This is a genomic window from Patulibacter americanus DSM 16676 (genome assembly GCF_000420025.1).
In the GTDB taxonomy this organism is placed as follows: domain Bacteria; phylum Actinomycetota; class Thermoleophilia; order Solirubrobacterales; family Solirubrobacteraceae; genus Patulibacter; species Patulibacter americanus.
Map to the genome: position 1 here is coordinate 181,711 of NZ_ATUD01000002.1, position 24,073 is coordinate 205,783.

The 24,073-nt window shown below is 74.3% G+C and carries 26 protein-coding genes; 19 read left to right on the forward strand and 7 right to left on the reverse strand.

Translation table 11 applies throughout. The features are described from left to right. Nucleotides 1–61: 61 nt before the first annotated feature. The 12 genes from F593_RS0105075 to F593_RS0105130 all read left to right on the forward strand — a co-directional run bounded on the left by F593_RS0105075 (nucleotide 62) and on the right by F593_RS0105130 (nucleotide 12,134). Nucleotides 62–1,213 (forward strand): GuaB3 family IMP dehydrogenase-related protein, encoded by a 1,152-nt coding sequence (locus tag F593_RS0105075; RefSeq protein WP_022927675.1) that lies wholly within the window; start codon nucleotides 62–64, stop codon nucleotides 1,211–1,213. A 58-nt stretch (nucleotides 1,214–1,271) separates the two neighbouring features. Further along, nucleotides 1,272–2,885, forward strand: a complete 1,614-nt coding sequence (gene guaA / locus F593_RS0105080; RefSeq protein WP_028721448.1) for a glutamine-hydrolyzing GMP synthase — start codon at nucleotides 1,272–1,274, stop codon at nucleotides 2,883–2,885. Further along, entirely contained in the window at nucleotides 2,876–3,472 is a 597-nt protein-coding gene (locus F593_RS0105085) for a hypothetical protein (protein ID WP_022927677.1), read from the forward strand. The genes guaA and F593_RS0105085 overlap by 10 nt, the downstream gene beginning before the upstream one ends. 65 nt (nucleotides 3,473–3,537) lie before the next feature. Further along, nucleotides 3,538–3,975 carry a 50S ribosomal protein L13 gene (gene rplM / locus F593_RS0105090; RefSeq protein WP_028721449.1) on the forward strand — a complete coding sequence of 146 codons (438 nt, stop codon included), beginning with the start codon at nucleotides 3,538–3,540 and terminating at the stop codon, nucleotides 3,973–3,975. A 365-nt stretch (nucleotides 3,976–4,340) separates the two neighbouring features. After that, nucleotides 4,341–4,736 (forward strand): 30S ribosomal protein S9, encoded by a 396-nt coding sequence (rpsI, locus tag F593_RS30775; RefSeq protein WP_028721450.1) that lies wholly within the window; start codon nucleotides 4,341–4,343, stop codon nucleotides 4,734–4,736. A gap of 26 nt (nucleotides 4,737–4,762) precedes the next feature. Continuing rightward, the gene (gene glmM / locus F593_RS0105100; protein ID WP_022927680.1) at nucleotides 4,763–6,115 is read left to right on the forward strand and encodes a phosphoglucosamine mutase; all 1,353 of its coding nucleotides are present in this window, start codon (nucleotides 4,763–4,765) and stop codon (nucleotides 6,113–6,115) included. Between the two features lie 153 nt (nucleotides 6,116–6,268). Continuing rightward, nucleotides 6,269–6,646, forward strand: a complete 378-nt coding sequence (locus F593_RS0105105) for a holo-ACP synthase (protein WP_022927681.1) — start codon at nucleotides 6,269–6,271, stop codon at nucleotides 6,644–6,646. Then, nucleotides 6,643–8,256, forward strand: coding sequence for an NAD(P)H-hydrate dehydratase (locus F593_RS0105110; RefSeq protein ID WP_157251581.1), 1,614 nt, complete (start codon nucleotides 6,643–6,645; stop codon nucleotides 8,254–8,256). Before F593_RS0105105 ends, F593_RS0105110 begins: the two co-directional genes overlap by 4 nt. 11 nt (nucleotides 8,257–8,267) lie before the next feature. Further along, on the forward strand, nucleotides 8,268–9,413 hold the full coding sequence (gene alr / locus F593_RS0105115; RefSeq protein ID WP_022927683.1) for an alanine racemase: 1,146 nt from the start codon (nucleotides 8,268–8,270) through the stop codon (nucleotides 9,411–9,413). Continuing rightward, nucleotides 9,410–10,780: a tRNA nucleotidyltransferase/poly(A) polymerase-related protein gene (locus tag F593_RS27800; RefSeq protein WP_022927684.1), complete on the forward strand. Its 1,371-nt coding sequence runs from the start codon at nucleotides 9,410–9,412 to the stop codon at nucleotides 10,778–10,780. The genes alr and F593_RS27800 overlap by 4 nt, the downstream gene beginning before the upstream one ends. Nucleotides 10,781–10,790: 10 nt before the next feature. Next, nucleotides 10,791–11,207 (forward strand): HIT family protein, encoded by a 417-nt coding sequence (locus F593_RS0105125; RefSeq protein WP_022927685.1) that lies wholly within the window; start codon nucleotides 10,791–10,793, stop codon nucleotides 11,205–11,207. A gap of 231 nt (nucleotides 11,208–11,438) precedes the next feature. Beyond that, nucleotides 11,439–12,134 carry a hypothetical protein gene (locus F593_RS0105130; RefSeq protein WP_022927686.1) on the forward strand — a complete coding sequence of 232 codons (696 nt, stop codon included), beginning with the start codon at nucleotides 11,439–11,441 and terminating at the stop codon, nucleotides 12,132–12,134. Nucleotides 12,135–12,259: 125 nt separating this feature from the next. Here F593_RS0105130 and F593_RS27805 read toward each other — a convergent pair whose 3' ends face one another. The 3 genes from F593_RS27805 to F593_RS0105145 are packed head-to-tail and all read right to left on the reverse strand — an operon-like array spanning nucleotide 12,260 to nucleotide 13,581. Then, nucleotides 12,260–12,832: a hypothetical protein gene (locus tag F593_RS27805; RefSeq protein ID WP_022927687.1), complete on the reverse strand. Its 573-nt coding sequence runs from the start codon at nucleotides 12,830–12,832 to the stop codon at nucleotides 12,260–12,262. A gap of 30 nt (nucleotides 12,833–12,862) precedes the next feature. Next, nucleotides 12,863–13,144 (reverse strand): hypothetical protein, encoded by a 282-nt coding sequence (locus F593_RS0105140; protein ID WP_022927688.1) that lies wholly within the window; start codon nucleotides 13,142–13,144, stop codon nucleotides 12,863–12,865. A gap of 35 nt (nucleotides 13,145–13,179) precedes the next feature. After that, on the reverse strand, nucleotides 13,180–13,581 hold the full coding sequence (locus F593_RS0105145) for a helix-turn-helix transcriptional regulator (RefSeq protein ID WP_022927689.1): 402 nt from the start codon (nucleotides 13,579–13,581) through the stop codon (nucleotides 13,180–13,182). Between the two features lie 243 nt (nucleotides 13,582–13,824). On the opposite strand from F593_RS0105145, the gene F593_RS22595 reads away from it, so the two are divergent. Then, the gene (locus F593_RS22595) at nucleotides 13,825–14,271 is read left to right on the forward strand and encodes a CBS domain-containing protein (protein ID WP_051160438.1); all 447 of its coding nucleotides are present in this window, start codon (nucleotides 13,825–13,827) and stop codon (nucleotides 14,269–14,271) included. A gap of 79 nt (nucleotides 14,272–14,350) precedes the next feature. Here F593_RS22595 and F593_RS29760 read toward each other — a convergent pair whose 3' ends face one another. The 3 genes from F593_RS29760 to F593_RS0105165 all read right to left on the reverse strand — a co-directional run bounded on the left by F593_RS29760 (nucleotide 14,351) and on the right by F593_RS0105165 (nucleotide 16,785). Beyond that, entirely contained in the window at nucleotides 14,351–14,506 is a 156-nt protein-coding gene (locus tag F593_RS29760) for a hypothetical protein (protein WP_022927691.1), read from the reverse strand. A 240-nt stretch (nucleotides 14,507–14,746) separates the two neighbouring features. Further along, nucleotides 14,747–15,724 carry a thioredoxin-disulfide reductase gene (gene trxB, locus F593_RS0105160; protein ID WP_022927692.1) on the reverse strand — a complete coding sequence of 326 codons (978 nt, stop codon included), beginning with the start codon at nucleotides 15,722–15,724 and terminating at the stop codon, nucleotides 14,747–14,749. A 113-nt stretch (nucleotides 15,725–15,837) separates the two neighbouring features. Further along, nucleotides 15,838–16,785, reverse strand: coding sequence for a phosphatase PAP2 family protein (locus F593_RS0105165; protein ID WP_022927693.1), 948 nt, complete (start codon nucleotides 16,783–16,785; stop codon nucleotides 15,838–15,840). 150 nt (nucleotides 16,786–16,935) lie between these two features. On the opposite strand from F593_RS0105165, the gene F593_RS0105170 reads away from it, so the two are divergent. The 5 genes from F593_RS0105170 (at nucleotide 16,936) to F593_RS0105195 (ending at nucleotide 21,898) form a co-directional block, all read left to right on the forward strand. Beyond that, complete coding sequence (locus F593_RS0105170) at nucleotides 16,936–17,757, forward strand: enoyl-CoA hydratase/isomerase family protein (RefSeq protein WP_022927694.1); 822 nt, start codon at nucleotides 16,936–16,938, stop codon at nucleotides 17,755–17,757. 115 nt (nucleotides 17,758–17,872) lie between these two features. Next, nucleotides 17,873–18,859, forward strand: coding sequence for a cytochrome c oxidase subunit II (coxB, locus tag F593_RS22600; RefSeq protein WP_051160439.1), 987 nt, complete (start codon nucleotides 17,873–17,875; stop codon nucleotides 18,857–18,859). A 24-nt stretch (nucleotides 18,860–18,883) separates the two neighbouring features. Next, on the forward strand, nucleotides 18,884–20,572 hold the full coding sequence (ctaD, locus tag F593_RS0105180) for a cytochrome c oxidase subunit I (protein ID WP_028721454.1): 1,689 nt from the start codon (nucleotides 18,884–18,886) through the stop codon (nucleotides 20,570–20,572). Nucleotides 20,573–20,611: 39 nt separating this feature from the next. Then, nucleotides 20,612–21,526, forward strand: coding sequence for a heme o synthase (locus tag F593_RS0105185; RefSeq protein ID WP_033205955.1), 915 nt, complete (start codon nucleotides 20,612–20,614; stop codon nucleotides 21,524–21,526). Nucleotides 21,527–21,658: 132 nt separating this feature from the next. Then, nucleotides 21,659–21,898 carry a hypothetical protein gene (locus F593_RS0105195; RefSeq protein WP_022927697.1) on the forward strand — a complete coding sequence of 80 codons (240 nt, stop codon included), beginning with the start codon at nucleotides 21,659–21,661 and terminating at the stop codon, nucleotides 21,896–21,898. A 20-nt stretch (nucleotides 21,899–21,918) separates the two neighbouring features. Here the strand turns inward: F593_RS0105195 and F593_RS0105200 are convergent, their stop codons facing one another. After that, on the reverse strand, nucleotides 21,919–23,358 hold the full coding sequence (locus F593_RS0105200; protein ID WP_022927698.1) for a wax ester/triacylglycerol synthase family O-acyltransferase: 1,440 nt from the start codon (nucleotides 23,356–23,358) through the stop codon (nucleotides 21,919–21,921). 213 nt (nucleotides 23,359–23,571) lie between these two features. On the opposite strand from F593_RS0105200, the gene F593_RS0105205 reads away from it, so the two are divergent. After that, a complete protein-coding gene (locus F593_RS0105205) occupies nucleotides 23,572–24,072 on the forward strand; it encodes an NAD(P)H-binding protein (protein WP_022927699.1) in 501 nt (166 codons plus the stop codon). The last annotated feature ends 1 nt before the right edge of the window (nucleotide 24,073 follow it).

Sequence of the window (24,073 nt, forward strand, 5' to 3'; positions counted from 1 at the left end):
CGGCGGTCGCCCGCGGGCTGCCGGACGACGTGCCGCCGCCTGCTGCGCGATCCTTCACGGAATGGAGATCGAGATCGGCCGGGGCAAAAAAGCCCGCCGCGCCTACGGCTTCGACGAGATCACGATCGTGCCGTCGCGCCGGACCCGCAACCCCGACGAGGTCGACGTCGCGTGGAAGCTCGGGCCCTACCGCTTCGAGCTGCCGCTCGTGGCGTCGCCGATGGACGCCGCCGTCTCGCCGTCCACCGCCCGCACGATCGGCCGGCTCGGAGGCCTCGCGGTCCTCGACCTCGAGGGCGTCTGGACCCGCCACGCCGACGCGGAGGAGCAGCTGGCGAAGCTCGCCGACCTGTCCGAGGCCGAGGCCCTGGCCCGCCTGCGCGAGCTGCACGCCGCGCCGGTGCAGGCCGAGCTGATCCGGGAGCGCATCCGCGAGATCAAGTCCGAGCCGGGCGTCGTCGTCGCCGGGTCGCTGACCCCGCAGCGGGTCCGCAAGCACTACGAGGTGGCGCTGGACGCCGGACTCGACGTGCTGGCGATCCTCGGCACCGTCGTCTCCGCGGAGCACGTGGCGAAGGCCGACGCGGAGTCGGGTGAGCCGCACCACGAGGTCCTGAACCTCAAGGAGTTCATCGCCGAGGTGCCCGTGCCCGTCGTCGTCGGCGGCTGCTCGAGCTACCACACGGGCCTGCACCTCATGCGGACCGGCGCGGCCGGCGTGCTCGTCGGCGTCGGCGCCGGGGTCGGCTCGACCGTCCGTCGCGTGCTGGGGGTCGGGCTGCCGCAGGCCACGGCGATCGCCGACGTCGCGGGTGCCCGCTCGACCCACGTCCTCGAGACGGGGGAGTACGTGCAGGTCATCGCCGACGGCGGCATGCGCACCGGGGGCGACCTGGCCAAGGCCATCGCCTGCGGCGCCGACGCCGTGATGCTCGGCGCGCCGCTCTCGCGGGCCGAGGAGGCCCCGGGCCGCGGCTGGCACTGGACCCCCGGTGCCGCCCACCGCGAGCTGCCCCGCGGCAGCCGCGTCCACGTCGGCACGGCCGGTCCGCTGGAGGAGGTCCTCCTGGGCCCCGCCAAGGACGGCGCCGGCACGACGAACCTCATCGGGGCGCTCAAGCGCTCGATGGCCACCTGCGGGTCGCTCGACCTCGCGGAGTTCAACCGCGCGGAGATCGCCATCGCGCCCGCCGCCAACCACCCGATCGCCTGACCCCGTGACCGACTCCTCCACCCCGCCCGCCGACGACGCTCCCGTTCCCGAGAACCCGCTGCCCGACGGCGCGAACGTCGACGAGGTCGTCGTCCTCGACTTCGGCGGCCAGTACTCCCAGCTCATCGCGCGGCGCGTCCGCGAATGCGGCGTGTTCTCCGAGCTGCTCCCGCACCACGTGGGCGCGGAGGAGGTTCGCCGCCGCAAGCCGAAGGGCGTGATCCTCTCCGGCGGCCCCGCCTCGGTCTACTCGCCCGAAGCCCCGCCGCTCGACCCGGAGCTCCTGAACCTCGGGGTCCCGGTCCTCGGCATCTGTTACGGCATGCAGCTCCTCGCGAAGGAGCTCGGCGGGCGCGTCGAGTCGGCCGAGGTCGGCGAGTACGGCCGCTCCCAGCTGACGGTCCACGACCACGGCACGCTGCTGAAGGACCAGCCGGACGAGCAGCCCGCCTGGATGAGCCACCGCGACACGGTCTACACGCCCCCGGAGGGCGCGACGGCCCTGGCCAGCTCGACGGCGTCGCCCGTCGCGGCGTTCGAGGCCCCCGACCGCGGCCTGTACGGCATCCAGTACCACCCCGAGGTCGTGCACACCCCCTACGGCCAGCAGACGCTGCAGACGTTCCTGCGCGACATCTGCCACTGCGACCTCGACTGGTCCGCGGCGAACATCGCCGAGGAGCAGATCCGGCTCGTGCGCGAGCAGGTCGGCGACGGCAAGGTCATCTGCGGCCTCTCCGGCGGCGTCGACTCGTCCGTGGCGGCCCTGCTCGTCCACAAGGCCGTCGGCGACCAGCTCACCTGCGTCTACGTCGACCACGGCCTCATGCGCAAGAGCGAGACCGAGCAGGTCGAGAAGATGTTCGGCGAGCACTTCCAGGTGCCGCTCGTCGTCGTCGACGCGAAGAAGCGGTTCCTCGAGCGCCTCAAGGGCGTCACGGAGCCCGAGGCGAAGCGCAAGATCATCGGCACGGAGTTCATCCGCGTGTTCGAGGAGGAGGCGCTGAAGCTCGCGGTGGGCGAGCAGCCCTCCGCCGAGGGCACCGAGACGCACGTCAGCGGCGACGTCGCGGTCGAGGGCGCGCGGTTCCTCGTGCAGGGCACGCTCTACTCCGACGTCATCGAGTCCGGTGGCGGCACGGGTGCCGCCACCATCAAGAGCCACCACAACGTGGGTGGCCTGCCGGACGACCTGACGTTCGAGCTCGTGGAGCCGCTGCGCGCGCTCTTCAAGGACGAGGTCCGCGCGGTCGGCGCCGAGATCGGCCTGCCCGAGCGCATGGTGTGGCGCCAGCCCTTCCCGGGCCCGGGCCTCGGCATCCGCATCGTCGGCGGCGAGGTCACGGAGGAGAAGCTCGACATCCTGCGCGAGTGCGACTCCATCCTCCAGGAGGAGGTCCGCGCCGCGGGCCTCTACCGCGAGCTGTGGCAGAGCTTCTGCGTGCTGCCCGACGTCCGCACCGTCGGCGTGCAGGGCGACGAGCGCACCTACGGCTACGTCGTCGCGATCCGCGCCGTCACCTCCGACGACGCGATGACCGCCGACTGGGCACGCCTGCCCTACGACCTGCTGGACCGCGTCGCCGGCCGCATGGTCGGCGAGGTCCGCGAGGTCAACCGGGTCGTGCTCGACATCACGAGCAAGCCGCCCGGCACGATCGAGTGGGAGTAGCGAGCCGCTCGGGACGGCCGACCGGCCGCCCCGCCCGCGCCACCCGACCGGCGCCGCTCCGCGCCGCGCCGTCGTGGCGCCCCGGCCCCGCGCCCGCGCGGGGTCCACGGGCCGTCCTCTACCTGCTCGGTGCCGCCGGCCTGCTGGCCGCGGCGCTGGGCACGGACCTGCAGCTCGGGCACGTCGGCCTCGCCGTGGCGCTCGTGCTGGCCCTGGTGGGCCTCCTGGGCGGACGCGAGGACGGGCCCTGGGGGGCGGCGCTCGTGCTGGCCCTGGCCGGCGCAGGTGCGCTGCTGATGGACCAGGCCCCCGCCCGCATGGCCCTGACCCTGGACACGGCGGGCGCGATCGGCGGCGGTGCGGGTCTGCTCCTGGTCGGCCTGGCCGAGCTGCGCGGCGTGCGCATGGGGCTCCTGGCCACGGCCGCAGCGGTCGCGGCGCTCGTCGCGATCGTGGCCGCGCGCTACGACGTGCCGGCGCTCGTGCGCCCCGGGACGTGGGCCGCGCTGCTCTTCCTGCTGGGCGCGGTGAACCTGCTCCTGTGGGCGCGGGACCGCGAGGCCGGGCTGACCGGACCGCGTACCTAGCCCCTCCTGCGCTAGGATCGCTCGCCGCTGCGCGTCCATCCCTGCCCGCGCACGCCGAGATCCTTGTGAAGACGTACGTAGCTAGCTCTGAGACCCGTGAACGCTCCTGGTACGTGGTTGATGCCACGGGCCAGACCCTGGGTCGCCTCGCCACCCAGATCTCCGAGCACCTGCGCGGCAAGCGCAAGCCGGAGTACACGCCGCACGTCGACACGGGCGACTTCGTCGTCGTCGTGAACGCCGAGAAGATCGACGTCACCGGCAAGAAGCGCACCGACAAGCTGTACCACCGCCACTCGGGCTTCCCGGGCGGTCTGTACACGCGCACCTTCGAGGAGCAGCTCGCGAAGCAGCCCGAGGAGATCATCCGCAAGGCCGTGAAGGGCATGATGCCCAAGAACCGCCTCGCGAAGAAGCAGCTGACCAAGCTCAAGGTCTACGCCGGCCCCGAGCACCCGCACGTGGCCCAGAAGCCGCAGGCCCTGGAGATCAACGCCCGATGACTGACGACGTCACCCCCGACGAGACGCCCGAGGAGCCGACCACGGCCCCCGAGGACGCGCCCCAGGCCGAGGCCGAGGGCACCCCCGTCGACGAGACGCCGGCCGAGCCCGTCGCCGAGGAGGCCCCGGAGACGGAGGCCGCCGCCGACGAGGAGGCCGACGAGGCCGACGACACCCCGCGCGAGAAGCCGGCCATCCCCGGCGCCGACCTCGAGGTCGACATCGTGCTCGAGGGCGGCACGAGCGGCGAGAAGGACGAGTTCGGGTACTACTTCGAGGGCGACGCCGAGGGCGAGTCCGAGGGTGGCGAGAACGCCGACGGCGACGAGGCCGCCAACGAGCCGATCGCCGACGTCTCGATCGACCTGTCCGAGGGCGCGCGCTACGCCGCCACCGGCAAGCGCAAGTCCGCGATCGCCCGCGTCATCCTGGCGCCCGGCACCGGCGCCTACACGGTGAACGGCAAGGACCTCGACACGTACTTCCCGCGTGAGGCCCTGCGTCGCAACATCCGTCAGGCCCTCGAGGTCGTCGGCCAGGACGGCAACCTCGACGTCCGCGTCAGCATCAAGGGCGGCGGCGTCTCGGCCCAGGCCGGCGCGCTGCGCCACGGCATCTCCCGCGCGCTGCTGGTCGCCCAGCCGAACCTGCGTGGCGAGCTGAAGAAGCGTGGCTTCCTGACGCGTGATGCGCGCGTCAAGGAGCGCAAGAAGCCGGGCCTCAAGAAGGCTCGTAAGCGCCCGCAGTTCTCCAAGCGCTAACCCGCACCACCGAAGGACTCGCACCCGTGGCCCGACTGTTCGGCACCGACGGCGTGCGTGGTCCCGCCGGAATCGTCCTCACGGCCGAGCTCGCACTGCGACTCGGCCGTGCGGCCGTTCTGGGGGGCATCGCGCCGCGTCCCGACGACGAGGGCGGGCAGCGGCCCCGCCCGCGGGTGCTCGTCGTGCGCGACACCCGGGCCTCCGGGCCGATGCTCGAGGCGGCGTTCGCCGCAGGGGCCGCGGCCTCCGGCGCCGACGTCCACCTGGCCGGCGTGGTGCCGACGCCCGCGGCGGCGCTGCTGGTGCGCCGCCTGGGCTACGACCTCGCGGCCGTGGTCTCCGCCTCGCACAACCCGCACGCGGACAACGGCATCAAGCTCTTCGGCCCGGACGGCCGCAAGCTGCCCGACGCGCTCGAGGAGGCCGTCTCCGGTCTCGTCGAGGCGCTGCCGCCCGACGCCGTGCGCAACCCGGGGATCGGCGACGTCGCGCCGCTCCTGGGCGCCGCCGAGGACCACCTGTCGGCACTGGACGAGCGCTTCGCGGCGCTCGACCTCACCGGCACCAAGGTCGCGCTGGACTGCGCGCACGGCGCCACCGTGCCCGTCGCGGCCGAGGCGTTCCGCCGGCGCGGGGCCGAGGTCGTCGTGATCGGCGACGCCCCCGACGGGCGCAACATCAACGACGGCGTCGGCTCGACGCATCCCGAGGCGATCCAGGGCCTCGTCCGCGAGAGCGGCGCCGCCATCGGCTTCGCGTTCGACGGCGACGGGGACCGCATGCTCGCCGTGGACGCCGACGGCCGCGCCTACGACGGCGACGAGCTCCTCGCCATCATGGCGCTGCACCTGCGCGCCGCCGGCCGTCTGCAGGGGGGCGTCTCCGTCACGGTGATGTCGAACTACGGCTTCCACGCCGCGATGGACGAGGCCGGCATCCCGGTCGCCACGACCCCCGTCGGCGACCGGCACGTCGTCGCCGCGCTGGGCGAGCGCGGCTGGAACCTCGGTGGCGAGCAGTCCGGGCACCTCATCGAGACGGGCTTCGTGCCCTCCGGCGACGGCGTCGCCGCCGCGCTCCTGCTCATGGAGGCCCTGGGCGGCGACGCGCTGGCCGATCGCCGCGCGATGGAGCGCCTGCCCCAGACCCTGATCAACGTGCCCGTACAGGACCGCGACGCCGCGATGACCGACACGGGGCTGCGCGACGCGATGGCCCAGGCCGACCGTGACCTCGAGGGCCGCGGTCGCGTCCTCGTCCGCGCGTCCGGGACGGAGCAGCTCGTGCGGGTCATGGCCGAGGCGCCGACGGAGGACGAGGCCCGCCGCGTGTGCGAGGCGCTCGTCGCCCGCGTCCCCGGCCGCATCGGGCGCTGAGTCCGCCCGTCGGCGCCTCCGCGCCGGCCGCCCGCCGGTGGGGCGCCCAGGCTGCTTCGCCCGCCACGAGGGTTGCCCGCGGCCGCGCTTCCGACCTCTCCGCACCGATGGCCCGGGGCGGGGCCGCTCGGCCGGGCGGATAGCATCGCCGCCATGCGAGAGGGCGTCGGCATCGACCTGCTGGACGTCGCGCGGCTCGAGGAGGCGCTCGGGCGCCGGCCCGGGCTGCGCGACCGGCTGTTCACCCCGGGCGAGCAGGACTCGTGCGCCCGCGGTGCACGGCCCGCGCGCTCCCTCGCCGCCCGCTTCTGCGCGAAGGAGGCGGTGACGAAGGCGCTGCGGATGGACGCCCTGCGGCCGCTGGAGATCGAGGTCGTCGGCACGGGCGGGCCGCCGTCCGTGCGGCTGCACGGGGCCGCCGCGGACCGGGCCGCCGAGCTCGGCGTGGACGTGGCGATCTCGCTCACCCACGAACGGCACACCGCCGGCGCGGTCGCGTGGGCCTTCGTCCCGGCCGGAGCGGCGTCGTGAGCGGGGCGGACGGGGCCCGTCCGCCCCTGCCCGCCGGCCTCGAGCCGCTCGTCGACGCCGAGGCGATGCGCGCCACGGACCGGTGGGCGATCGAGGACGTCGGCATCGCCGGCCCGGCGCTCATGGAGGCCGCCGGGGCCGCGCTGGCCGACGCCGTGACGTCCGTGGCCCCTGACGGGCCCGTCGCGGTGGTCTGCGGGGGCGGGAACAACGGGGGCGACGGGTACGTGGCCGCGCGGCTGCTGCGGGCGGCAGGCCGGCCCGTGCGGCTGCTCTCCGTCGTGCCGGACCATCGCCTCGGGGGCGACGCGGCGGCCGCCCGCGACGCGGTCGGTCCGGCGGAGCCGTGGGAGCCCTCCGCCCTGCACGGCGCCGCGGTCGTCGTGGACTGCATCCTGGGCACCGGGGCGACGGACGCTCCGCGGGGCGTGGCCGCCGAGGCCATCGAGGCGATCGCGGCGGCGGCCGAGGGAGACGACGCGCGGGGCGTGGCGGCCGTCCCGGTCGTGGCATGCGACGTGCCCAGCGGGGTCGACGCGAGCACGGGGGAGACGCCGGGCGTCGCCGTCCCGGCCACCGCCACGGTCACGTTCCACGCCGCGCCGCCCGGCCTCTGGATCGCCCCGGGCAAGACCCTCGCCGGCCGCGTGGCGGTGGCCGACATCGGGATTCCGGCGCGCGCGAGCGCGGCCGACGCGATCCCCGCGCCGTGGGCCGGCCTGATCACGCCGGGTGTCGTGGCCGGCCTGCCGACCCGCGGGGCGAGCGGCACGAAGTTCCGCTCCGGCCACGTCGTGGTCGTCGGCGGCGCCCCCGGCATGAGCGGCGCCCCCTGTCTCGCGGCGCACGGAGCGATGCGGGCGGGGGCCGGCTACGTCACCGTGGCCGCGCCGACGAACATCGAGGCGGCGATCCTGGCCCGCGCGCCGACCGAGGCCCTGGGCGTGCTCCTCCCCGCCGGCGAGGACGGCGGGGTGACGGCCGACGCCTCCGACGCGGTGGTCGACGCGCTCGGCTCGCACGGCGGCACGCTCGTGATCGGGCCCGGCCTGGGCCGCGGCGGCTCCCGCGGCGCACTCGTGCGGACCCTCGTGGACCGGCTCGACGGTCCGGCGCTGTTCGACGCCGACGCGCTCGCGGCCGTGGCCGGCGAGCCCGAGGCGTTGGCCGCGGCGGGCGGCCGCGGCCTGCACACGGTCCTCACGCCGCACGCCGGCGAGCTCGCGCGGCTGCTGGACGTCGAGACGCAGGCGGTGGCGGCGCGCCGGCTCTGGCACGCCCGCGAGGCGGCCCGGCGGGCTGACGCGGTGGTGGTGCTCAAGGGGGACGACACCCTCGTCGTCGCCCCGGACGGCCGCACGGCGATCAGCCCCGGCGGAGTGCCGGGACTGGCCACGGCCGGGACGGGCGACGTGCTCGCGGGCACGATCGGCGCGCTCCTGGCCCGCGGCACCGACGCGTTCGTCGCGGCGGCCGCCGGCGTCTGGCTGCACCTGCGAGCGGGGGATCTGGCGACGGCGGAGCACGGCGCGGACGGGGTGATCGCCCGGGACGTCGCCGAGCGGCTGGGGCACGCCCGGCGGTCCGCCGCTGCCACGCACGACGGGTAGCGTTGGGAGGGATGCGGACCGTCGCCAGGATCAACGTCGCCGCGATCGAGCGCAACGTCGCCCACATCGTGGGGCACGTCGGTCCGGGCACCGCCGTCTGCGCCGTGGTGAAGGCCGACGGCTACGGCCACGGCGCCGCACCGGCCGCCCGCGCCGCCCAGGCCGGGGGCGCCACGTGGCTGGCGGTGGTGACCGCGGGGGAGGCCCGCGCCCTGCGCGCCGCCGGCGTCGAGGGCCGCCTGCTGGTGCTCGGCCCCCTCGGTGACGACGACGTCGCCACGGCCCTGGCCGCCGACGCCGAGGTGGTGGTGTGGGACCGCGACGGTCTCGAGCGGCTGCGCGGGCAGCGCCGCCCCGCCGCCGTGCACGTCAAGGTCGACACCGGGATGGGGCGGCTCGGGCAGCGCGACCTGGACGAGGCCCTCGCGCTGTGCGACGCCGTCGCGGACGACGGGCTGCTCTGCCTCTCGGGCGCCATGACCCACTTCGCGACGGCCGACGAGCCCGGCGACGCGTTCTTCGGCGAGCAGCTCGCCCGCTTCGAGCGCTTCGCCGCGGTGGTTCGCGATCGCCATCCCGGGGTCGTCCTGCACGCCGCCAACAGCGCCGCGACGTTCCGCGACCCCGCAGCCCACTTCGACCTCGTCCGCCCCGGCGTGGCGATCTACGGGCTGGACCCGCTCCAGCAGGACGCCGCGGCCCGGGGCGTCGAGCCCGCGCTGGAGTGGCACAGCAGGCTCGCGTCGGTCAAGCCGTTGCTCCCCGGGGAGAGCGTGGGCTACGGGCGCCGGTGGGTGGCCGACCACGAGACGCAGGTGGGCACGGTTCAGGCCGGGTACGCCGACGGCGTGCGGCGCGCGCTGGGCGTCTCGGGGGCCGAGGCGCTCGTCCGCGGCCGCCGCGTGCCGCTGGTGGGCACGGTGTCCATGGACAGCTTCGGCGTCGACCTGGGGCCGGACGCCGCGGAGCGCCCCGGGGACCGTGTCGTCCTCGTCGGACGCGACGGCGACGAGCACCTGCCGGCCGAGGAGCTGGCCCGGTGGATCGGCACCATCAACTACGAGGTCACCTGCGCGATCGGCGCCCGCGTCCCGCGGGAGTACCACCGCGACGGGGTACCCCTCGACGGCCGGGCCGCAGCGGCCGGCGTCGCGTGACCGCCGTCCCCGCGCCTCCGTCGGGAGACGGCCGGTCCTACGGGCCCGCCGCCGACGCGGTGCTGTCCGCGCTGCGGGAGGCCCTCGCCGCCGACGGCACGGAGGGGTGGGTCGTGGGCGGCGCGGTGCGCGAGCGCCTGCGCGGCCGGCCGACGCACGACCTGGACGTCGCCCTCGCGGGCGACGGCGACGCGGTGCGGCACGTGACCCGCCGCGTGGCGCGGACCGTCGGCGGTCACGCGTTCCCGCTCTCGGACGCGTTCGGGGCGTGGCGCGCGACGTCGCGGCCGGAGGAGGAGCGGGCGTGGCAGCTCGACGTCACGCCGCTGCAGGGCCGCGAGCTCGACGACGACCTCGGGCGGCGCGACCTCACCGTCAACGCGCTGGCCGAGCCCGTCGGTGGCGGCGCGCTGGTCGACCTGTTCGGCGGCCGGGTCGACTTGGGGGCCTCGCGACTGCGGCTCGTCGCTCCCGACGCCCTGGAGCGCGACCCCGTCCGCGTCGTGCGGCTGGCCCGGTTCGCCGCGGAGTTGGAGGCCGACCCGGACGACGCCGCGCTCCGGGCGGCCCGCGCGGCCGCGCCGGCGCTGGTCGGCGTGCCGGGCGAGCGCGTGCTCCCCGAGCTCCTCCGGGCCCTCGCCGGCCCGGCGTGGGAACGCGGCCTCCGGGCGCTCGAGGCGACCGGGGCGCTCGCGGCCCTGCTGCCCGGGACCGCCGGGGCGGACGGGTCCGTGCCCGCGACGACGCGCACCGCCCTCCGCGGCCTGCTCGGAGCGCCCGAGGGCCCCGGTTTCCCGGGCGACGTCGGCCTCCTCGGCGTTCCCGAGGCGCGACCGGCGGACGACGCCGCGCTCCGTGCACGCGCCGTCGAGCCGCGCGCCCGGGAGGTCCTGGTCCTCGCCGCGCTGCTGGCCGGCTCCGCCGACGCCGGGGCGGCGCTCGACGGCCTGCGCCCGAGTCGCGACCTCCGTACGGCGGTGGCCCGCGCCGTCGCCGCGGTCCGTCGGATCGCCGGCCTGTCCGCGGACGCCGACCCCGAGGCGCTCTTCGCCGCGCTCGGGCCCGCCGGCACGGACGCGCCCGAGGGGGTGCTGCTCGCCCGGGCGCTGGCGGCCGGTACGGGTCCGCCGTGGGCCGCCCTCGCGGCCCGCGCGGTCCGCTGGGCCGGCGGCCCGCCCCGGCCGCCCGTCACCGGGGACGCCCTCGCGCGCGAGCTGGGCCTGCGTCCGGGCCCGGAGCTCGGCCGGCTGCTGCGCGCGCTGGCGGTGGCGCACGACGCCGGCGCCGTCACGGGTCCCGACGACGCCGTCCGTCTGGCCCGGGCTCTGCGGGCGTCGGAGGCCGAGCCGGCCCCCCCCGGCGGGTAGGGTGGCGTCCATGGCCGAACGGGATCCGGACTGCATCTTCTGCAAGATCGTCGCCGGCGAGCTGCCGTCGCTCGTTGTCGCCGAGGACGACCGCACCGTCGCGTTCCTCGACGTCGCGCCCGCGACCCCGGGGCACACGGTGGTCGTGCCGAAGGAGCACCACCGCGACCTCCTGACGATCGACCCGGAGGCCCTCGCGGCCTGCGCCGCGATGGCCCAGCGGGTGGCGCGGCTGGCGACGGAGCGGCTCGAGCCGGCCGGCGTGAACGTCCTGAACAACTGCGGCTCCGCGGCGTGGCAGACGGTCTTCCACTTCCACCTCCACGTCGTCCCGCGCTACGTCGACGACCCGCTGCGGCTGCCGTGGATCCCCGCCGCAGGGGACCGCGACGAGATCACGGCGACCCACGAGCGCCTGACGGCCTGACGGCCGGGCCGTGCCGCGCGGGCGGGGCGTTGCAACGTCGCCCTCCGCGCGCCGATCGGGCACGATGGGGGAAGCGGGCCGTCCGCGCGCGACGCTGCGGCGTCCGGCGCCGCGGGGCCCTCGCGGCCACGTCCCCGGCCGCCGTCGCACGCGCACACCGGCCCCGGACCGGACCAGGCGCACAGGGCCATCGCCCGCAACTTCCAGCCCTCGGGAGGGTTTTCGATCACCATGAGCAGTCGTCGTCTCGTCGTCTCCCTCGGCCTCGCCGCCGCGGCCGTCATCGCCCTCCCGAGCGGTGCCTCGGCGGCCAAGATCAGCGAGATCGGCACCGTCACGGACGGCAAGCAGCCCCGCTGCCCGGAGTCGTGCTCCGTCGTCACGCGCACCACGTCGATGCCGACCAACGTGGACGGCAACCGCGACGTCTACGCGATCCCCTCCGACGGCCGGATCGTCGCCTGGAGCATCATGCTCGGCGCCCCGTCGGCGGACGACCGCAAGGCGCTGGAGAAGCAGCTCGGCCGCGCCCAGGCGCAGCTCGTCGTCCTGCGCCGCGGCAAGAGCGTGAACGCGACGGTCGTCGCGGCCTCCTCGGCCAAGAAGCTCGACCCTTACTTCGGTGGCGAGGTCACGTTCTCGCTGCCCACGACGATCGCGGTGAAGAAGGGCGACAGCATCGGCCTGAGCGTCCCGTCGTGGGCGCCCGCGCTCGTCCAGGGCTACGGCACGAACACGTCGTGGCGCGCCAGCCGCCCCACGGGGCGTTGCGGCGGCAGCACCGCGGAGCGCCAGAAGGACTACTACGTCGACACGACGCTCCGCCCGGGCGCCGCCGGCACCTTCAACTGCCTCTACAAGGCCGAGCGGCTCGCCTACACGGCGACGTTCGTGCCGACCCCGACGCGCACGGCGACGTCGCGCTAGTCCGCTCCGCGCTGCCGTCACGGCGGCGCGCACGGGCCGTGCCGGCGTCCCACGACATATGCGGTGCGGCGCCGCGTGGCAGCGTGCCCGGCGGGCGTCGCCCGTAGGGGGGGCGAGGCCCGGCGTCAGCAGACGCCGGGGTTCGTCTCGCAGAAGGCGCTGAACTCGCTGGGGGCGGACCCGCCCGAGCTGCCGGAGTCGGACGTCGAGGTGCCCGAACCGCCGCCCGACGGCGTGCCGGAGCCGGACGATCCACCGCTCGGGGTCGTCGTCCCACCCGTGCCGCCGCTGCCGCTGGAGGGTGCGCTGCTGGCGGGCGGGGTGGCGTCGCTCGCGGTGCCGCCGCCGGACGCCGCAGTGCCGCCGGAGGAGCTCGCGGCCCCGGAGCCCGAGGCGGCGCCGGACGCCGCGCTGCCGGACGAGGCGGCCCCGTCGGCGCCGGACGACGCCGCAGCGTCGCTCGAGGCCGCCGCTGCGGGTGTGGGGCCGGTCGTGGTGGTGCCCGTCGGTAGGTCGGCGATCTGGCCGGCCTGGTCGCCCGCGCCGGGCGCCTGACCGTCGCCGGTCGGCGCGTTCAGGGCGGGGCTGCGCTTCGGGGCGACGTCGGAGGACAGCTCGTCGCTCCCGCACGCCGTGAGGCCTCCGGCGCCCGCCGCGAGGGCGAGCGTCACGAGGAGGCGTGTGGCGACGGGCTGCATGGTCGTCCGCTCCCGGATCCGGAGCCGGACTCAGCCGCCGACGACGACGCCGATCGGGTCCAGCCGCCGTCCGCAGGTCGGGCAGTCGTTGAGGTCCTTCTGCGCCATCTGCCCGCAGTGGGGGCAGTGACGGAGGTTCTCGACCGCCCACGGGAGGTCGGAGGCGCTCGGCGCGAGCGGCACGAGCTTGCCGACGGGCTCGAGCGTCTCGCCGGTCTCGCGGTCCCGGTAGGTGTGGCCGGGCTGGGCCTCGATGATGACTTCGCGGCCCGTGGAGGGCGCGCGGAACCGGTAGCGCTGACGTGCGGCCATGCGCAAAATCTACCTGCTCCCCCGGGGTGCGGGGGTCAGGCCGCCGCAGCGGTCTGCTCCGCGGCCTCCCGCAGGTCGCGCAGCCGGCCGATGTGGCGGCCGATGCGGTACTGCGAGGGCGCGACGCCGTGGTGGCGGCGGAAGGCCTTGGCGAACTGCGCCGGCTGGCGGTAGCCGACGGACCGGGCGGCCTCGCGGACGGAGACGGGGCCGCGGGCGAGCATCTCGGCCGCCTGCTCCATGCGGATCTCGATCAGCGCGGAGCGGAAGCTGGTCCCACCGATGTCGTGGAACGCCCGCTGCAGCTGGCGGCAGGAGCACGCCACGCGGTCGGCCAGCTCGGCGACCGTGAGGTCGGAGGCGTACTCCTCGCGCATGACGGAGACGGCCTCCTCGTAGAGGGCCGTACGGATGAAGATCGTGTCGGGACGCCGCATGTCAGGGGGAGTACGGATCACCCCCGGTTCGGGATCACTCGGTGTCGCACGAACCGTCGCGGTCCCGCCGGCACGCGCGCCGTGGCGCCGCACCGTCCGGGTCGCCGGCGCCGAGGGGCTGCCGAGCTACCGACGGTAGGACGTTCGCGCGTGGCGCGATCCTGCTCTACACTTCCCCGACATCGTGCGGATCGGCACGAGTAGGAGTGCCGCAGGGCACGAACGAGCGACGGAAGGACACCCATGCTGGTACGAGACGCGATGAGCCCCCTGGTCGTCGAGGTCGGTCCGGGGCACACGCTGCGCCAGGCCGCCAAGCTGATGTCGGACCGCAACGTCGGCGCCGCGGTCGTCATGGACCCCGACGGCGAGGGGCCGGGCATCATCACTGAGCGCGACGTCATGCGGGCGATCGCACGGGGCGACGACCCGGGCGAGGTCCTGGTCGCGGATCACGTCACCACGAACGTCGTCTACGCCGAGCCGTCGTGGTCGCTCGACGACGCGTCGGTGGCGATGGTCCAGGGCGGGTTCCGTCACCTGGTGGTCCTGCAGGGCTCCGAGCTCGCGGGCGTCATCTCCGTCCGCGACATCGCGCGGGCGTGGGCCGGGGAGCGGGGCCTGCTCGAGAAGGCGGCCCGCGACGGCGAGCCGGTGGACGCGGAGTCCGAGGTCATCGGCACCGCGTGAGGGAGGAGCGGCCGCGCCGCGCGACGAGACGTCGCGCGCGTCGGCCGATCGGGGGTGGGAGCGGGGCTCCGCCCGGGGGCTAGTGCTTGCGGCGGTCCGCGTCGCGACGGTCGTCGCTGCGGCGGTCGTCGGTCTGGGTGCCCGCGGCCTCGCGGCGCGTGGCGCGGAGGCTCTCGCGCAGCTCGTGCGGATCGGCCGGGGACACCTTGGGGAAGCTGTACGTGTGCTGTTCCATGGTTCTTCCTTTACGAACACCGGAAGGGGCGAGAGGTTCCGCCCGTTCTCATCATTGCCCTGAGGATCGGCCCCGGATCGGACGCCACGCAGCCGGCACGGGGGCTGGTGGACGAACGACCCAGGGCCATCGCCCAGGCTCGCGGACATCGGCCAGCGCGCGGGGGCGGACCGGAGCGTCCTTCGGGGTTCGTCGGGGAAGCCGCGGGTCCTCCCGGCGCGGGGCCGGGAGAACGGGGGATCAGACGGTGGCGACGTCGTCCGCGAGGACGGGCACGTCGCGGAGGTAGCGCTCGGCGTCGAGCGCGGCCTTGCAGCCGGAGCCGGCGGCGGTGATCGCCTGGCGGTAGGACGGGTCGACGAGGTCGCCCGCGGCGAAGACGCCGGGCAGCGAGGTCTCCGTCGTGACGCCCTGCACGCGGACGTAGCCCTCGTCGTCCGTGTCGAGCTGGCCCTGCACGAGCTCGCTCTGCGGGTCGTGGCCGACGGCGATGAACGCGCCGGTGATCTCCATCGTCTCGGTCTCACCGGTGATGGTGTTCTTGAGCACGACGGTCGAGAGCGGCTTCATGCCCTCGCCAGGGGCGGACTCGAAGCGCTCGACCTCGAAGGGCGTCTTGAAGTGGATGTTCTCCACGGCGCGGGCGCGCTCGACCATGATCGCCGAGGCGCGGAATTCGTCCCGGCGGTGCACGATCGTCACGGAGCGGCCGAACTTGGCGAGGAAGATCGCCTCCTCCATCGCGGAGTCGCCGCCGCCGACGATGAGCGTGTCGTGGTCCTTGAAGAACGCCGCGTCGCAGGTCGCGCAGTAGGAGACGCCGCGGCCGGAGAGCTCGTCCTCGCCGGGCACGCCGAGCTTGCGGTGCTCCGCGCCCGTCGAGACGATGACCGCGCGGGTCTTGTACTCCGTGTCGTCCACCCACACGGAGTGGAGGCCGCCGGGCTCGGAGGAGAGGTCCACGCGGGTGACCTGCTCCGTCTGCAGGCGGGCGCCGAAGCGGGCGGCCTGGTCGCGCAGGTCCTGCATCATGTCCGGCCCCAGGATGCCCTTCGGGTAGCCGGGGAAGTTCTCGACGTCCGTCGTCTGCTGGAGCAGGCCACCCCAGTTCCAGCCCTCGATGACGAGGGGCTCGAGCTCGGCGCGCGCGGTGTAGAGCGCCGCCGTGTAGCCGGCGGGACCGCTGCCGATGATGATGACGTTCTCGGGGTCCGGCATGGAGGGGTTCCTTCTGGTCGTCGGGCGCTCCCCGACAGTCTGCCCACGCGCGTCTGCGCGTGTCGCCGTCGGGTCGCCCCGCAACACACTTTACAAAATGAAGTACCCCGGCGCTAGGGGGTCGGATCGGGTCGCCGGGCGTAGGCGGCGTACCGCCCGATCGCGGTCGCGACGTGCGAGACGGGGCCCGCGGCGCGGGGCGTGACCCGGCGGACGAGCTCAGCGAGCGAGCCGCCTGCGACGAGGTCGGTGACGTAGTGCTCGCCGAGGTAGACGAGCGCGAAGCCCAGCGTGGCCGCGTAGGTCCAGCCGACGGCGCCCGCGACGGGCCCGGTGTCGCGCAGCACCTGCGCGGCCGCGACGGAGGTGCCGAAGTGCAGCGACGGCATCGCCGCCAGCGGGTTGCCGCCGAACGCGTCGTAGAGCTGCGGCCAGCGCTCGCCCCACAGGCCCTCGCCGTACTCGCGCATGAGGCGCCGCAGCTGGGGCCCGTCGCCCGGGTCGATGCGCCCGGCCTCGGCCGCGAACCACGGGGGCGCCGTCGGCACGGCCCAGTAGATGACGGCGCCGAGATCGAACGTGCCGTAGATGCGCGCGGCCGCGCGCGGGAACTGCTCGGGGTGGCGCAGCAGCACGTAGGCCGCCGCGGTGTGGGGGACGGCGAACCACACCCAATGGCTCCAGCTCAGCACCTTCTCCCAGGTCTGGAAGGCGCCGTCGCGGTGCAGGGCCTGCTGGAGCCGCACGGTCGGGATGCGGCCCCGCCCGATCACCGTGTCGCTGCGCACGGGGTAGTCCACGCGCACCCGGCCGCGGAGGCGCTCGGGGTCGTCGGCCGGCATCTCGTAGGCGGCGAAGTACGCCCACATCTGGAGCGCGCAGACGGCGACGTCGCGGGCGCGCGAGCGGGGGACGACGAAGGTGAGCGCCACCGGGGCGGCGGCGGCCGTGGCGAGCACCACGGGCGCGCGGAGGCGGAGCCTGCGGCGGACGAGCGGCGCGGCCACCCCGAGTCCGACCGCCGCCCAGGCGGCGGCGCGGATGGCGTTCCGGGAGGACACGAGGGCGAGAGGCTATCGAGCCGGCCCGGAGCGGCCCCTTCCGGTCGCGGGGCCCCGGCGGGCCGGGTCGGGACGCCCGCCCGCCGGCGTGCGGGCGGCACCGACTGGCCGTCCGGCCAGGACCGCGGCGTCCTGTCATCCTGCCCGCCCATGAGCAGCTTCGAGCCGGCCGAGAGCCTCGAGACGGTCACCCTCCTGCGCGACGGCCCCGCGGCCGTCGTCGAGATGCGGCGACCCGAGGTCCTGAACGCGTGGAACGCCCAGATGGGCAAGGACCTGCTCGCGGCGCTCCGCGCGTGCGAGGCCGAGGATGTCCGCGCCGTGCTCGTCACGGGGGAGGGGCGGGCGTTCTCCTCCGGCGCCGACCTCGGCTCCGTCGGCACGGACGACATCCCGCTGCGCGCCAGCGGGCGCCCCGACCTCGAGCATGTGCTCCAGTCGCGCTACCACCCGATCATGCGCGCCGTCCGCCGCCTGGACAAGCCGGTGCTCGCGGGCGTCGACGGCACCGCGGCGGGCATCGGCATGTCGTTCGCCCTGGCGTGCGACCTCGTCACGGCGAGCGACCGCGCCAAGCTCAATCACGCCTTCACGAAGATCGGCCTGGGCCCGGACGGTGGTGCGTCGCTGTTCCTCCTCGCGCGCGTGGGATGGACACGGGCGGCAGAGATCATGTTCGAGGGTCGCGTCGTGCCCGCGGAGGAGGCGCTCGCCATCGGGCTCATCAATCGCGTCCGGCCGACGGAGGGGTTCCGCGAGACGGTCGAGGCCCAGGTCCGCGAGCTGGCGGCGGGTCCGACGAAGGCCTACGCGGCGATCAAGCGCACGCTGAACGCCCAGGTGGCCCGCCAGCTCGAGGAGCTGCTCGAGCTCGAGGGTCGCGAACAGGGGCGGCTCGGCGACACGGAGGACTTCGCCGGGGCCGTCATGGCCTTCATGAGCAAGCAGCCGCCGACGTACGTCGGCCGCTGAGGCTCGCGACCCCGACCGACCCGAGGCCCGAGAACCCCGCTGCAAAAGGGTTTCCGGGCCGCTGACCCCAGGGTGGTTCCTTCCCGTGCACTTCGCCACTAGAATCGGCCCCGCTTTGCGACGCTCGAACCGGATCCCTCACCTCTCACGGGCATCCCTGCTGGCGATGACGTCGGCGATCGCTCTCGCGATCGCTTTGACGCTCGTGCTGGCCGGCCCAGCCCACGCCTCGTTCTGGGCGCCGCAAGCCGGCGGATCCCCGAACGCCGACCGCATCCACACGCTCTACGCGATCATCTTCGCGATCGGGGCGATCATCTTCGTGGCGGTCGAAGGCGCCCTCTTCTACGCCCTGTGGAAGTTCCGCATGCGCCCCGGCGCGAAGGCGGAGCAGCTCCACGGCAACACGCGCCTCGAGATCGGTTGGACGGCCGGTGCCGCGGTCATCGTGCTCGTGATCGGCATCGTCACGTTCGCGATGCTCCCGGGCATCCGCAACCCCGACAACTCCGACGCCGCCGGCTGGCAGGTGCCCGCCTCGTTCCAGACGGCGAAGGACTCCAGCCTGCTGCCGCCCGACGGCCGCTCCCTGAACATCGACGTGAACGGCCAGCAGTACGCCTGGCGCTTCACGTACCCCGACGGGGACAAGGACCGGCAGAACAACGTGCAGGCGTACGAGGAGATGGTGGTCCCCACGGGCACGACCGTCACGCTCGACATCCGCTCCTCCGACGTCGGGCACTCCTGGTGGATCCCGAAGCTCGGCGGCAAGGCCGACGCGCTCCCGGGCTACACGAACCACACGTGGTTCAAGGTGCCGCTCGGCAAGGAAGGCGTCTACACCGGCAACTGCGCCGAGCTCTGCGGCCGCAACCACGCCAACATGACCGCGCGCGTGCGCGCCGTGACCCCGGCGCAGTTCGACCAGTGGCTCGCGCGGCAGAAGGCGGCCATCGCGGCGTCCGGTGCCGGCGTCCAGGCGTACCGTGCTCAGCAGGCCAAGAACGACGCCGCAGAGGCCGCTGCCTCCGCCGGCGACGAGCGCGCCGAAGGCGCCCCGCAGACCCCCGACGCTTCGCCCTCCGGCGCCGAGCGCTAGCCCTCCGGTATCGAGGAACCACCCATGGCCACCGTCACCGCCACACCGATCCCGCAGGTCGTCGCCCACGACGTCGAGAAGCCGAACCGCGGCTGGGTCGACTGGATCACCACCACCGATCACAAGAAGATCGGGATCATGTACCTGGTCCTCACCTTCGCCTTCTTCGGCGTGGGCGGGGTCGAGGCGCTCCTGATCCGCCTACAGCTGGCCGTCCCGGACAACACGCTCCTGGACTTCAAGACGTACAACCAGCTGATCACGATGCACGGGACGACGATGGTCTTCCTGTTCGTCGTCCCCGTCATGGCCGGCTTCGGCAACTACTTCGTGCCGCTGATGATCGGCGCACGGGACATGGCGTTCCCGAAGCTCAACGCGCTCTCGTTCTGGCTGCTGGCCGCGGGCGGACTCGTCTTCTACGCGTCGATCTTCTTCAACCCGCCCGAGTGCGGCTGGACGTGTTACGTCCCGCTGTCCTCGAAGGACTACCTGCCCAACGGCGGCGTCGACGCGTGGATCTTCCTCGTCCACCTGACGGGCCTCGGCTCGCTCGTGGGTTCCATCAACTTCTACGTCACGATCGCGAACCTGCGGGCGCCGGGCATGACCTGGAGCCGCCTGCCGCTGTTCTGCTGGACGATCCTGACGTACTCCGTCCTGCTGATCCTCGCCCTTCCGGCCATCGCCGCGGCCGTGACGCTGCTGCTGACCGACCGGCACTTCGGGACGAACTTCTACGACCCGTCCGAGGGTGGCTCGCCGCTCCTGTGGCAGCACCTCTTCTGGTTCTTCGGTCACCCCGAGGTCTACATCATGGTGCTGCCGGGCTTCGGCATCATCTCCGAGGTCCTCCCGGTCTTCGCCCGCAAGCCGATCTTCGGCTACAAGGCGATCGCGGCCTCGACGCTCACCATCGCCTTCCTGGGCCTGATGGTGTGGGCCCACCACATGTTCACCACGCCGAGCCCGAGCGTCGTGCTCGTGTTCTTCATGGTCTCGTCCATGCTGATCTCGATCCCTACGGGCATCAAGATCTTCAGCTGGATCGGCACGCTCTGGCGCGGTACGATCGTGTTCCGGACGCCCCTGCTCTTCGCGGTCGGCTTCCTCGGCACGTTCCTCATCGGTGGCATCACGGGCGTGTTCCTCGCGATCTACCCCGTGGACTGGCAGCTGCACGACACGTACTTCGTCGTCGCGCACTTCCACTACGTGCTGATGGGTGGCGCGGTCTTCGCGGTCTTCTCGGGCCTCTACTACTGGTACCCGAAGATGTCCGGCCGGATGATGAACGAGAAGCAGGGCCAGATCAGCTTCTGGCTCATGCTGATCGGCTTCCACACGACGTTCCTCGTGCAGCACTCCATCGGCCTCGACGGCATGCCGCGACGCATCCCGGAGTACGCGGACGTCGGAAACCTGGCGCTCTACAACATGATCTCGACGATCGGCTCGTTCATCCTGGGCGCCGGCATCCTCGTCACGGCCTGGAACGCGCTGCGGAGCCTCAAGCACGGCGCGGTCGCCGGCCCGGACCCGTGGAAGGCCAACACGCTGGAGTGGTTCATCCCGTCGCCGCCGCCGCAGAACAACTTCGACGCGGTGCCCCGCGTGCGCTCCGTGGAGCCGATGAAGGACATCCGCGCGGAGATCGAGCGTCGCAACCACGAGTCCAACCCGCGGTCCGCGGACGCCTCGGCGACGGCATGACCCGCGTCGTCCCCACGGCTGCGGCGAGGGGCTGACGGCGTGCCGTCCTCCCTCTCCGCACCGCGCCGTGCCGGCGCGTCGGCGCTGCTGACCGACGGCGCGCGCCAGCGCGTCGCCGATCTGGTGGCGCTGACCAAGCCGAAGGTGCAGGTGCTGCTGCTCCTGACGACCGTCACCGCGATGTACGCGGCCGGCAGCCCGTCGCCGTGGCTCGTCCTCGCCACGGTGATCGGCGGCTCCCTCGCCTCGGGCGGGGCCAGCGCGATCAACCACTGGTACGACCGCGACATCGACCGCCTGATGGTGCGCACGCAGGACCGTCCGATCCCCTCGGGGCGGATGGAACCGCACGTCGCGCTCTGGGTCGGGCTTTGGCTGACGATCGCCTCCTTCTTCCTGCTCGCGATCGCGGCGAACATCACCGCGGCGCTGCTCGCCCTGGCGGGCTTCGCCTGGTACGTCGGCGTCTACACGATGTGGCTCAAGCGCCGGACGACGAACAACATCGTCATCGGCGGCCTCGCCGGGGCGTTCCCGCCCATGGTCGGGTGGGCCGCGGTGACCGGCGGCTTCGCCGTCGACTCGCTGTACCCGTTCGCGATCGTCTTCGCGTGGACCGCGCCGCACTTCTGGGCGCTGTCCATGCTCATCAAGGACGACTACGCCGCGGCGAACATCCCGATGCTCCCGGTGGTCCGCGGTGACCGCTACACGTACCGGGCGATCGTCGTGTGGTCCGCGATCACGGTCCTGGTCTCCGTCGTCCCGGTGATCACCGGGGCGTTCGGCACCATCTATCTCGCCGTGGCCCTCGTGCTCGGTGCCGAGCTCATGCGGCAGTCGTTCCTGCTGCTGCGCGCCGGCACCCGCGCACGTGCTCTCTCCCTCCACCTCTACGCCTTGGTCTACCTGACGGTGCTGTTCGCCGGCATGGTCGTCGACGCCAAGCTCTGACCCAAAGGACCGATCTGATGGATCGCAACCTCGCCAAGCGCAACCTGCGCGACGCCATGATCGCGGGCGTCGTCGTCCTCGTGATGTTCCTGCTGACCTTCGTCGCAGCCGTCATCTACGTCTCCTAGAACGATGAGCGAGCACGAGACCCCCGTCCCGCCCGCCGGCGACGAGATCCACCTTCCCGGCGGGAGCCTGCAGCCGCTGCTCCTGACGGTCGGCATCACGATCCTGCTGATCGGGCTGACGACGAGCCTCTGGATCCTGGCCCTCGGCCTGATCATCACGGTCGGCGTCCTCGTCGCGTGGGTGCGCGACGCCATCCGGGAGACCAACGCGTTCCCGGTGCACCACCACGACGACCACCACTAGGCCGTCGCCGGCGGCGTCGCTCAGCCCACGGGCGGAGCGGCGCGCCGCAGGCGTCGCGCGGGCCGGCCCCGCCGCGCGAGGCTGAGGAGCTCCTCGAGCGTCCGCTCGAGGCCCTCCGTGACGACGTCGATGTCGTCGAGCTTGTCCAGGTCGCCGAGCAGCCCGAACTGGGCCGTGCCGGCGTAGGACATCACGGCGACGGCCAGCGCCCGGTCGCCGGACAGGAACGGGATCGGGACCACCGTCTCCATCTCACGGCCGAGCAGGTACATCGGCGTCTGCGGGCCCGGGACGTTCGTGACGATCAGGTTGAACCGGCGCTCGTCCAACCGCAGGCGCGACGCCTGCGCCAGCACGGATGGCGGGGCGAACTCCTCGTCGGCCGCCGCCAGCGTGCTCGCCGCCACGGCGTGGCGGCCGGCGGTGTTCTCCGACATCGCCCGGCGGATCCGCTCGAACCGCACGAGCGGGTCGGCCTCGCCGACGGGCAGCGGCGCGTGCAGCAGGGCGATCGGCCGCGGCTCGCGCTTTCGGGCCTCGATCGCCACGGGCACGCCCGCCCGCAGCTCGATCCCCGCGGTCCGCAGGCCGCGGTCGGCCATCCAGTGGCGGATCGCGCCCGTCACGACGGCGAGGACGACGTCGTTGACCGTCCCGCCGAAGGTGTCCTTCACCCGCTTGAGGTCGGCGATCGGCACGGCGGTCCGCGCGACACGCCGGTGGGGGCCGATCGGCACGTTCAGCGGCGACGGCGGGGCGGGGCGCAGACGCACGGAGACGCGGTCGCCCAGGCCGTCGGCCTCGGCCCACGCGCGGGCGGCGGCCTCGACGGGCCGGCCCAGGGTGCTCGCGGCCCGCAGCGGCGTGGTCAGCGCACCGCGTGCCACGTCCGCGACCCCCGACGCCACGAGCTGCGCGGTGGACGGGAGCGGCGGCGCGAGCCAGCGACCACGGTCCTCGTCCTCCGGCGGCGTGTCGGGATCGGCGTCGAGGAGGGCGGTCATGAGGTCGAGGGCCACCACGCCGTCGACGAGCGCCTGGTGCGACTTCGAGACGACCGCGAACCGCTCGTCCGCGAGGCCCTCGACGATCCACAGCTCCCAGAGGGGGCGCCGGCGGTCGAGTCGCTGGGAGAAGAGGCGGGCTGTCGTGGTCCGCAGCTCGTGCTCGTCGCCGGGTCGCGGCAACGCGACGTGGCGCACGTGGTAGTCGATGGAGAAGTTCGGGTCGACGGCCCAGTGCGGACGACCGAGACGCAGGGGCGGCTTGACCAGGATCGTGCGGTAGCGCGGCACCCGTTCGAGCCGGCGCAGCACGTGGGCGCGGATCTGGGCGATCGGCGGGGGAGGGCCGGTGAACACGGACACGCCCCCGACGTGCATGTGCGCCGACGCGGCGCGTTCCTCCCGCAGGAGGGAGACGTCGGCGGCGGTCAGCTCGGAGGGCGGTGTGGACGGCATACGGGGCTCGGCGCCGACCATAGCCGACGCCGGGACCTCGGCCCCGCCGGCGTCGCGACCTCGCCGGTGCCGTGGCGGTGCTCGGGGCGCCGCCGACGCCGCGATCTCGCCGGTGCCGCAGCGGTCCGCGGGTCAGCGGCCGGTCGCCGTCGCAGTGGCCCGCGGCGGCGACCGTAGACTCGCGGCCATGGTGACCCGGAGCGTGAAGACCCCGTGCGGCTGCTCCTGATCGGGGCGGGGGACCGCGGCCTGCGGCTGGCCCGGCTCCTGACGGCCGAGGGCCACGCGGTGCGGGTCGTGACCCGCGACCCCGGGAAGCACGCGGCCATCGCGGCGGCCGGTGCGGAGCCCTACGACGGAGATCCCGACCGCATCGGCACGCTGCGGTACGCCCTGGACAACGTCACGGTGCTCGTGTGGGCCCTCGGCACCGCCACGGGGCCCGACCCCGCCGGCGTGGCCGCGCTGCACGGCACGCGGCTCGAGATGCTCCTCGAGCGCACGATCGACACCACGGTCCGGGGGGTGCTCTACGAGTGCTCGGGGCCGCTACCCGTCGAGCTCCTGAGCCAGGGGGCGCAGATCGTCGAGCGCCTCTGCCGGCGCAACGAGATCCCCTACGGCCTGCTTCACCACCCGCCGGAGGACGCCGACGGCTGGGCCGCCTCCGCGGCAGACGCGGTCGAGCGGCTCCTGAGCCGCCCGCGCGCCTGAG

What these genes read in the sequence shown, in the direction of transcription:
- F593_RS0105075 (WP_022927675.1), top strand. Translation starts at nt 62, where the DNA reads ATGGAGATCGAGATCGGCCGGGGCAAAAAAGCCCGCCGCGCCTACGGC.
- F593_RS0105105 (WP_022927681.1), top strand. Translation starts at nt 6,269, where the DNA reads ATGCGAGAGGGCGTCGGCATCGACCTGCTGGACGTCGCGCGGCTCGAG.
- alr (WP_022927683.1), top strand. Translation starts at nt 8,268, where the DNA reads ATGCGGACCGTCGCCAGGATCAACGTCGCCGCGATCGAGCGCAACGTC.
- F593_RS0105125 (WP_022927685.1), top strand. Translation starts at nt 10,791, where the DNA reads ATGGCCGAACGGGATCCGGACTGCATCTTCTGCAAGATCGTCGCCGGC.
- F593_RS0105130 (WP_022927686.1), top strand. Translation starts at nt 11,439, where the DNA reads ATGAGCAGTCGTCGTCTCGTCGTCTCCCTCGGCCTCGCCGCCGCGGCC.
- F593_RS27805 (WP_022927687.1), bottom strand. Translation starts at nt 12,832, where the DNA reads ATGCAGCCCGTCGCCACACGCCTCCTCGTGACGCTCGCCCTCGCGGCG.
- F593_RS0105140 (WP_022927688.1), bottom strand. Translation starts at nt 13,144, where the DNA reads ATGGCCGCACGTCAGCGCTACCGGTTCCGCGCGCCCTCCACGGGCCGC.
- F593_RS0105145 (WP_022927689.1), bottom strand. Translation starts at nt 13,581, where the DNA reads ATGCGGCGTCCCGACACGATCTTCATCCGTACGGCCCTCTACGAGGAG.
- F593_RS22595 (WP_051160438.1), top strand. Translation starts at nt 13,825, where the DNA reads ATGCTGGTACGAGACGCGATGAGCCCCCTGGTCGTCGAGGTCGGTCCG.
- F593_RS29760 (WP_022927691.1), bottom strand. Translation starts at nt 14,506, where the DNA reads ATGGAACAGCACACGTACAGCTTCCCCAAGGTGTCCCCGGCCGATCCG.
- trxB (WP_022927692.1), bottom strand. Translation starts at nt 15,724, where the DNA reads ATGCCGGACCCCGAGAACGTCATCATCATCGGCAGCGGTCCCGCCGGC.
- F593_RS0105170 (WP_022927694.1), top strand. Translation starts at nt 16,936, where the DNA reads ATGAGCAGCTTCGAGCCGGCCGAGAGCCTCGAGACGGTCACCCTCCTG.
- ctaD (WP_028721454.1), top strand. Translation starts at nt 18,884, where the DNA reads ATGGCCACCGTCACCGCCACACCGATCCCGCAGGTCGTCGCCCACGAC.
- F593_RS0105195 (WP_022927697.1), top strand. Translation starts at nt 21,659, where the DNA reads ATGAGCGAGCACGAGACCCCCGTCCCGCCCGCCGGCGACGAGATCCAC.
- F593_RS0105200 (WP_022927698.1), bottom strand. Translation starts at nt 23,358, where the DNA reads ATGCCGTCCACACCGCCCTCCGAGCTGACCGCCGCCGACGTCTCCCTC.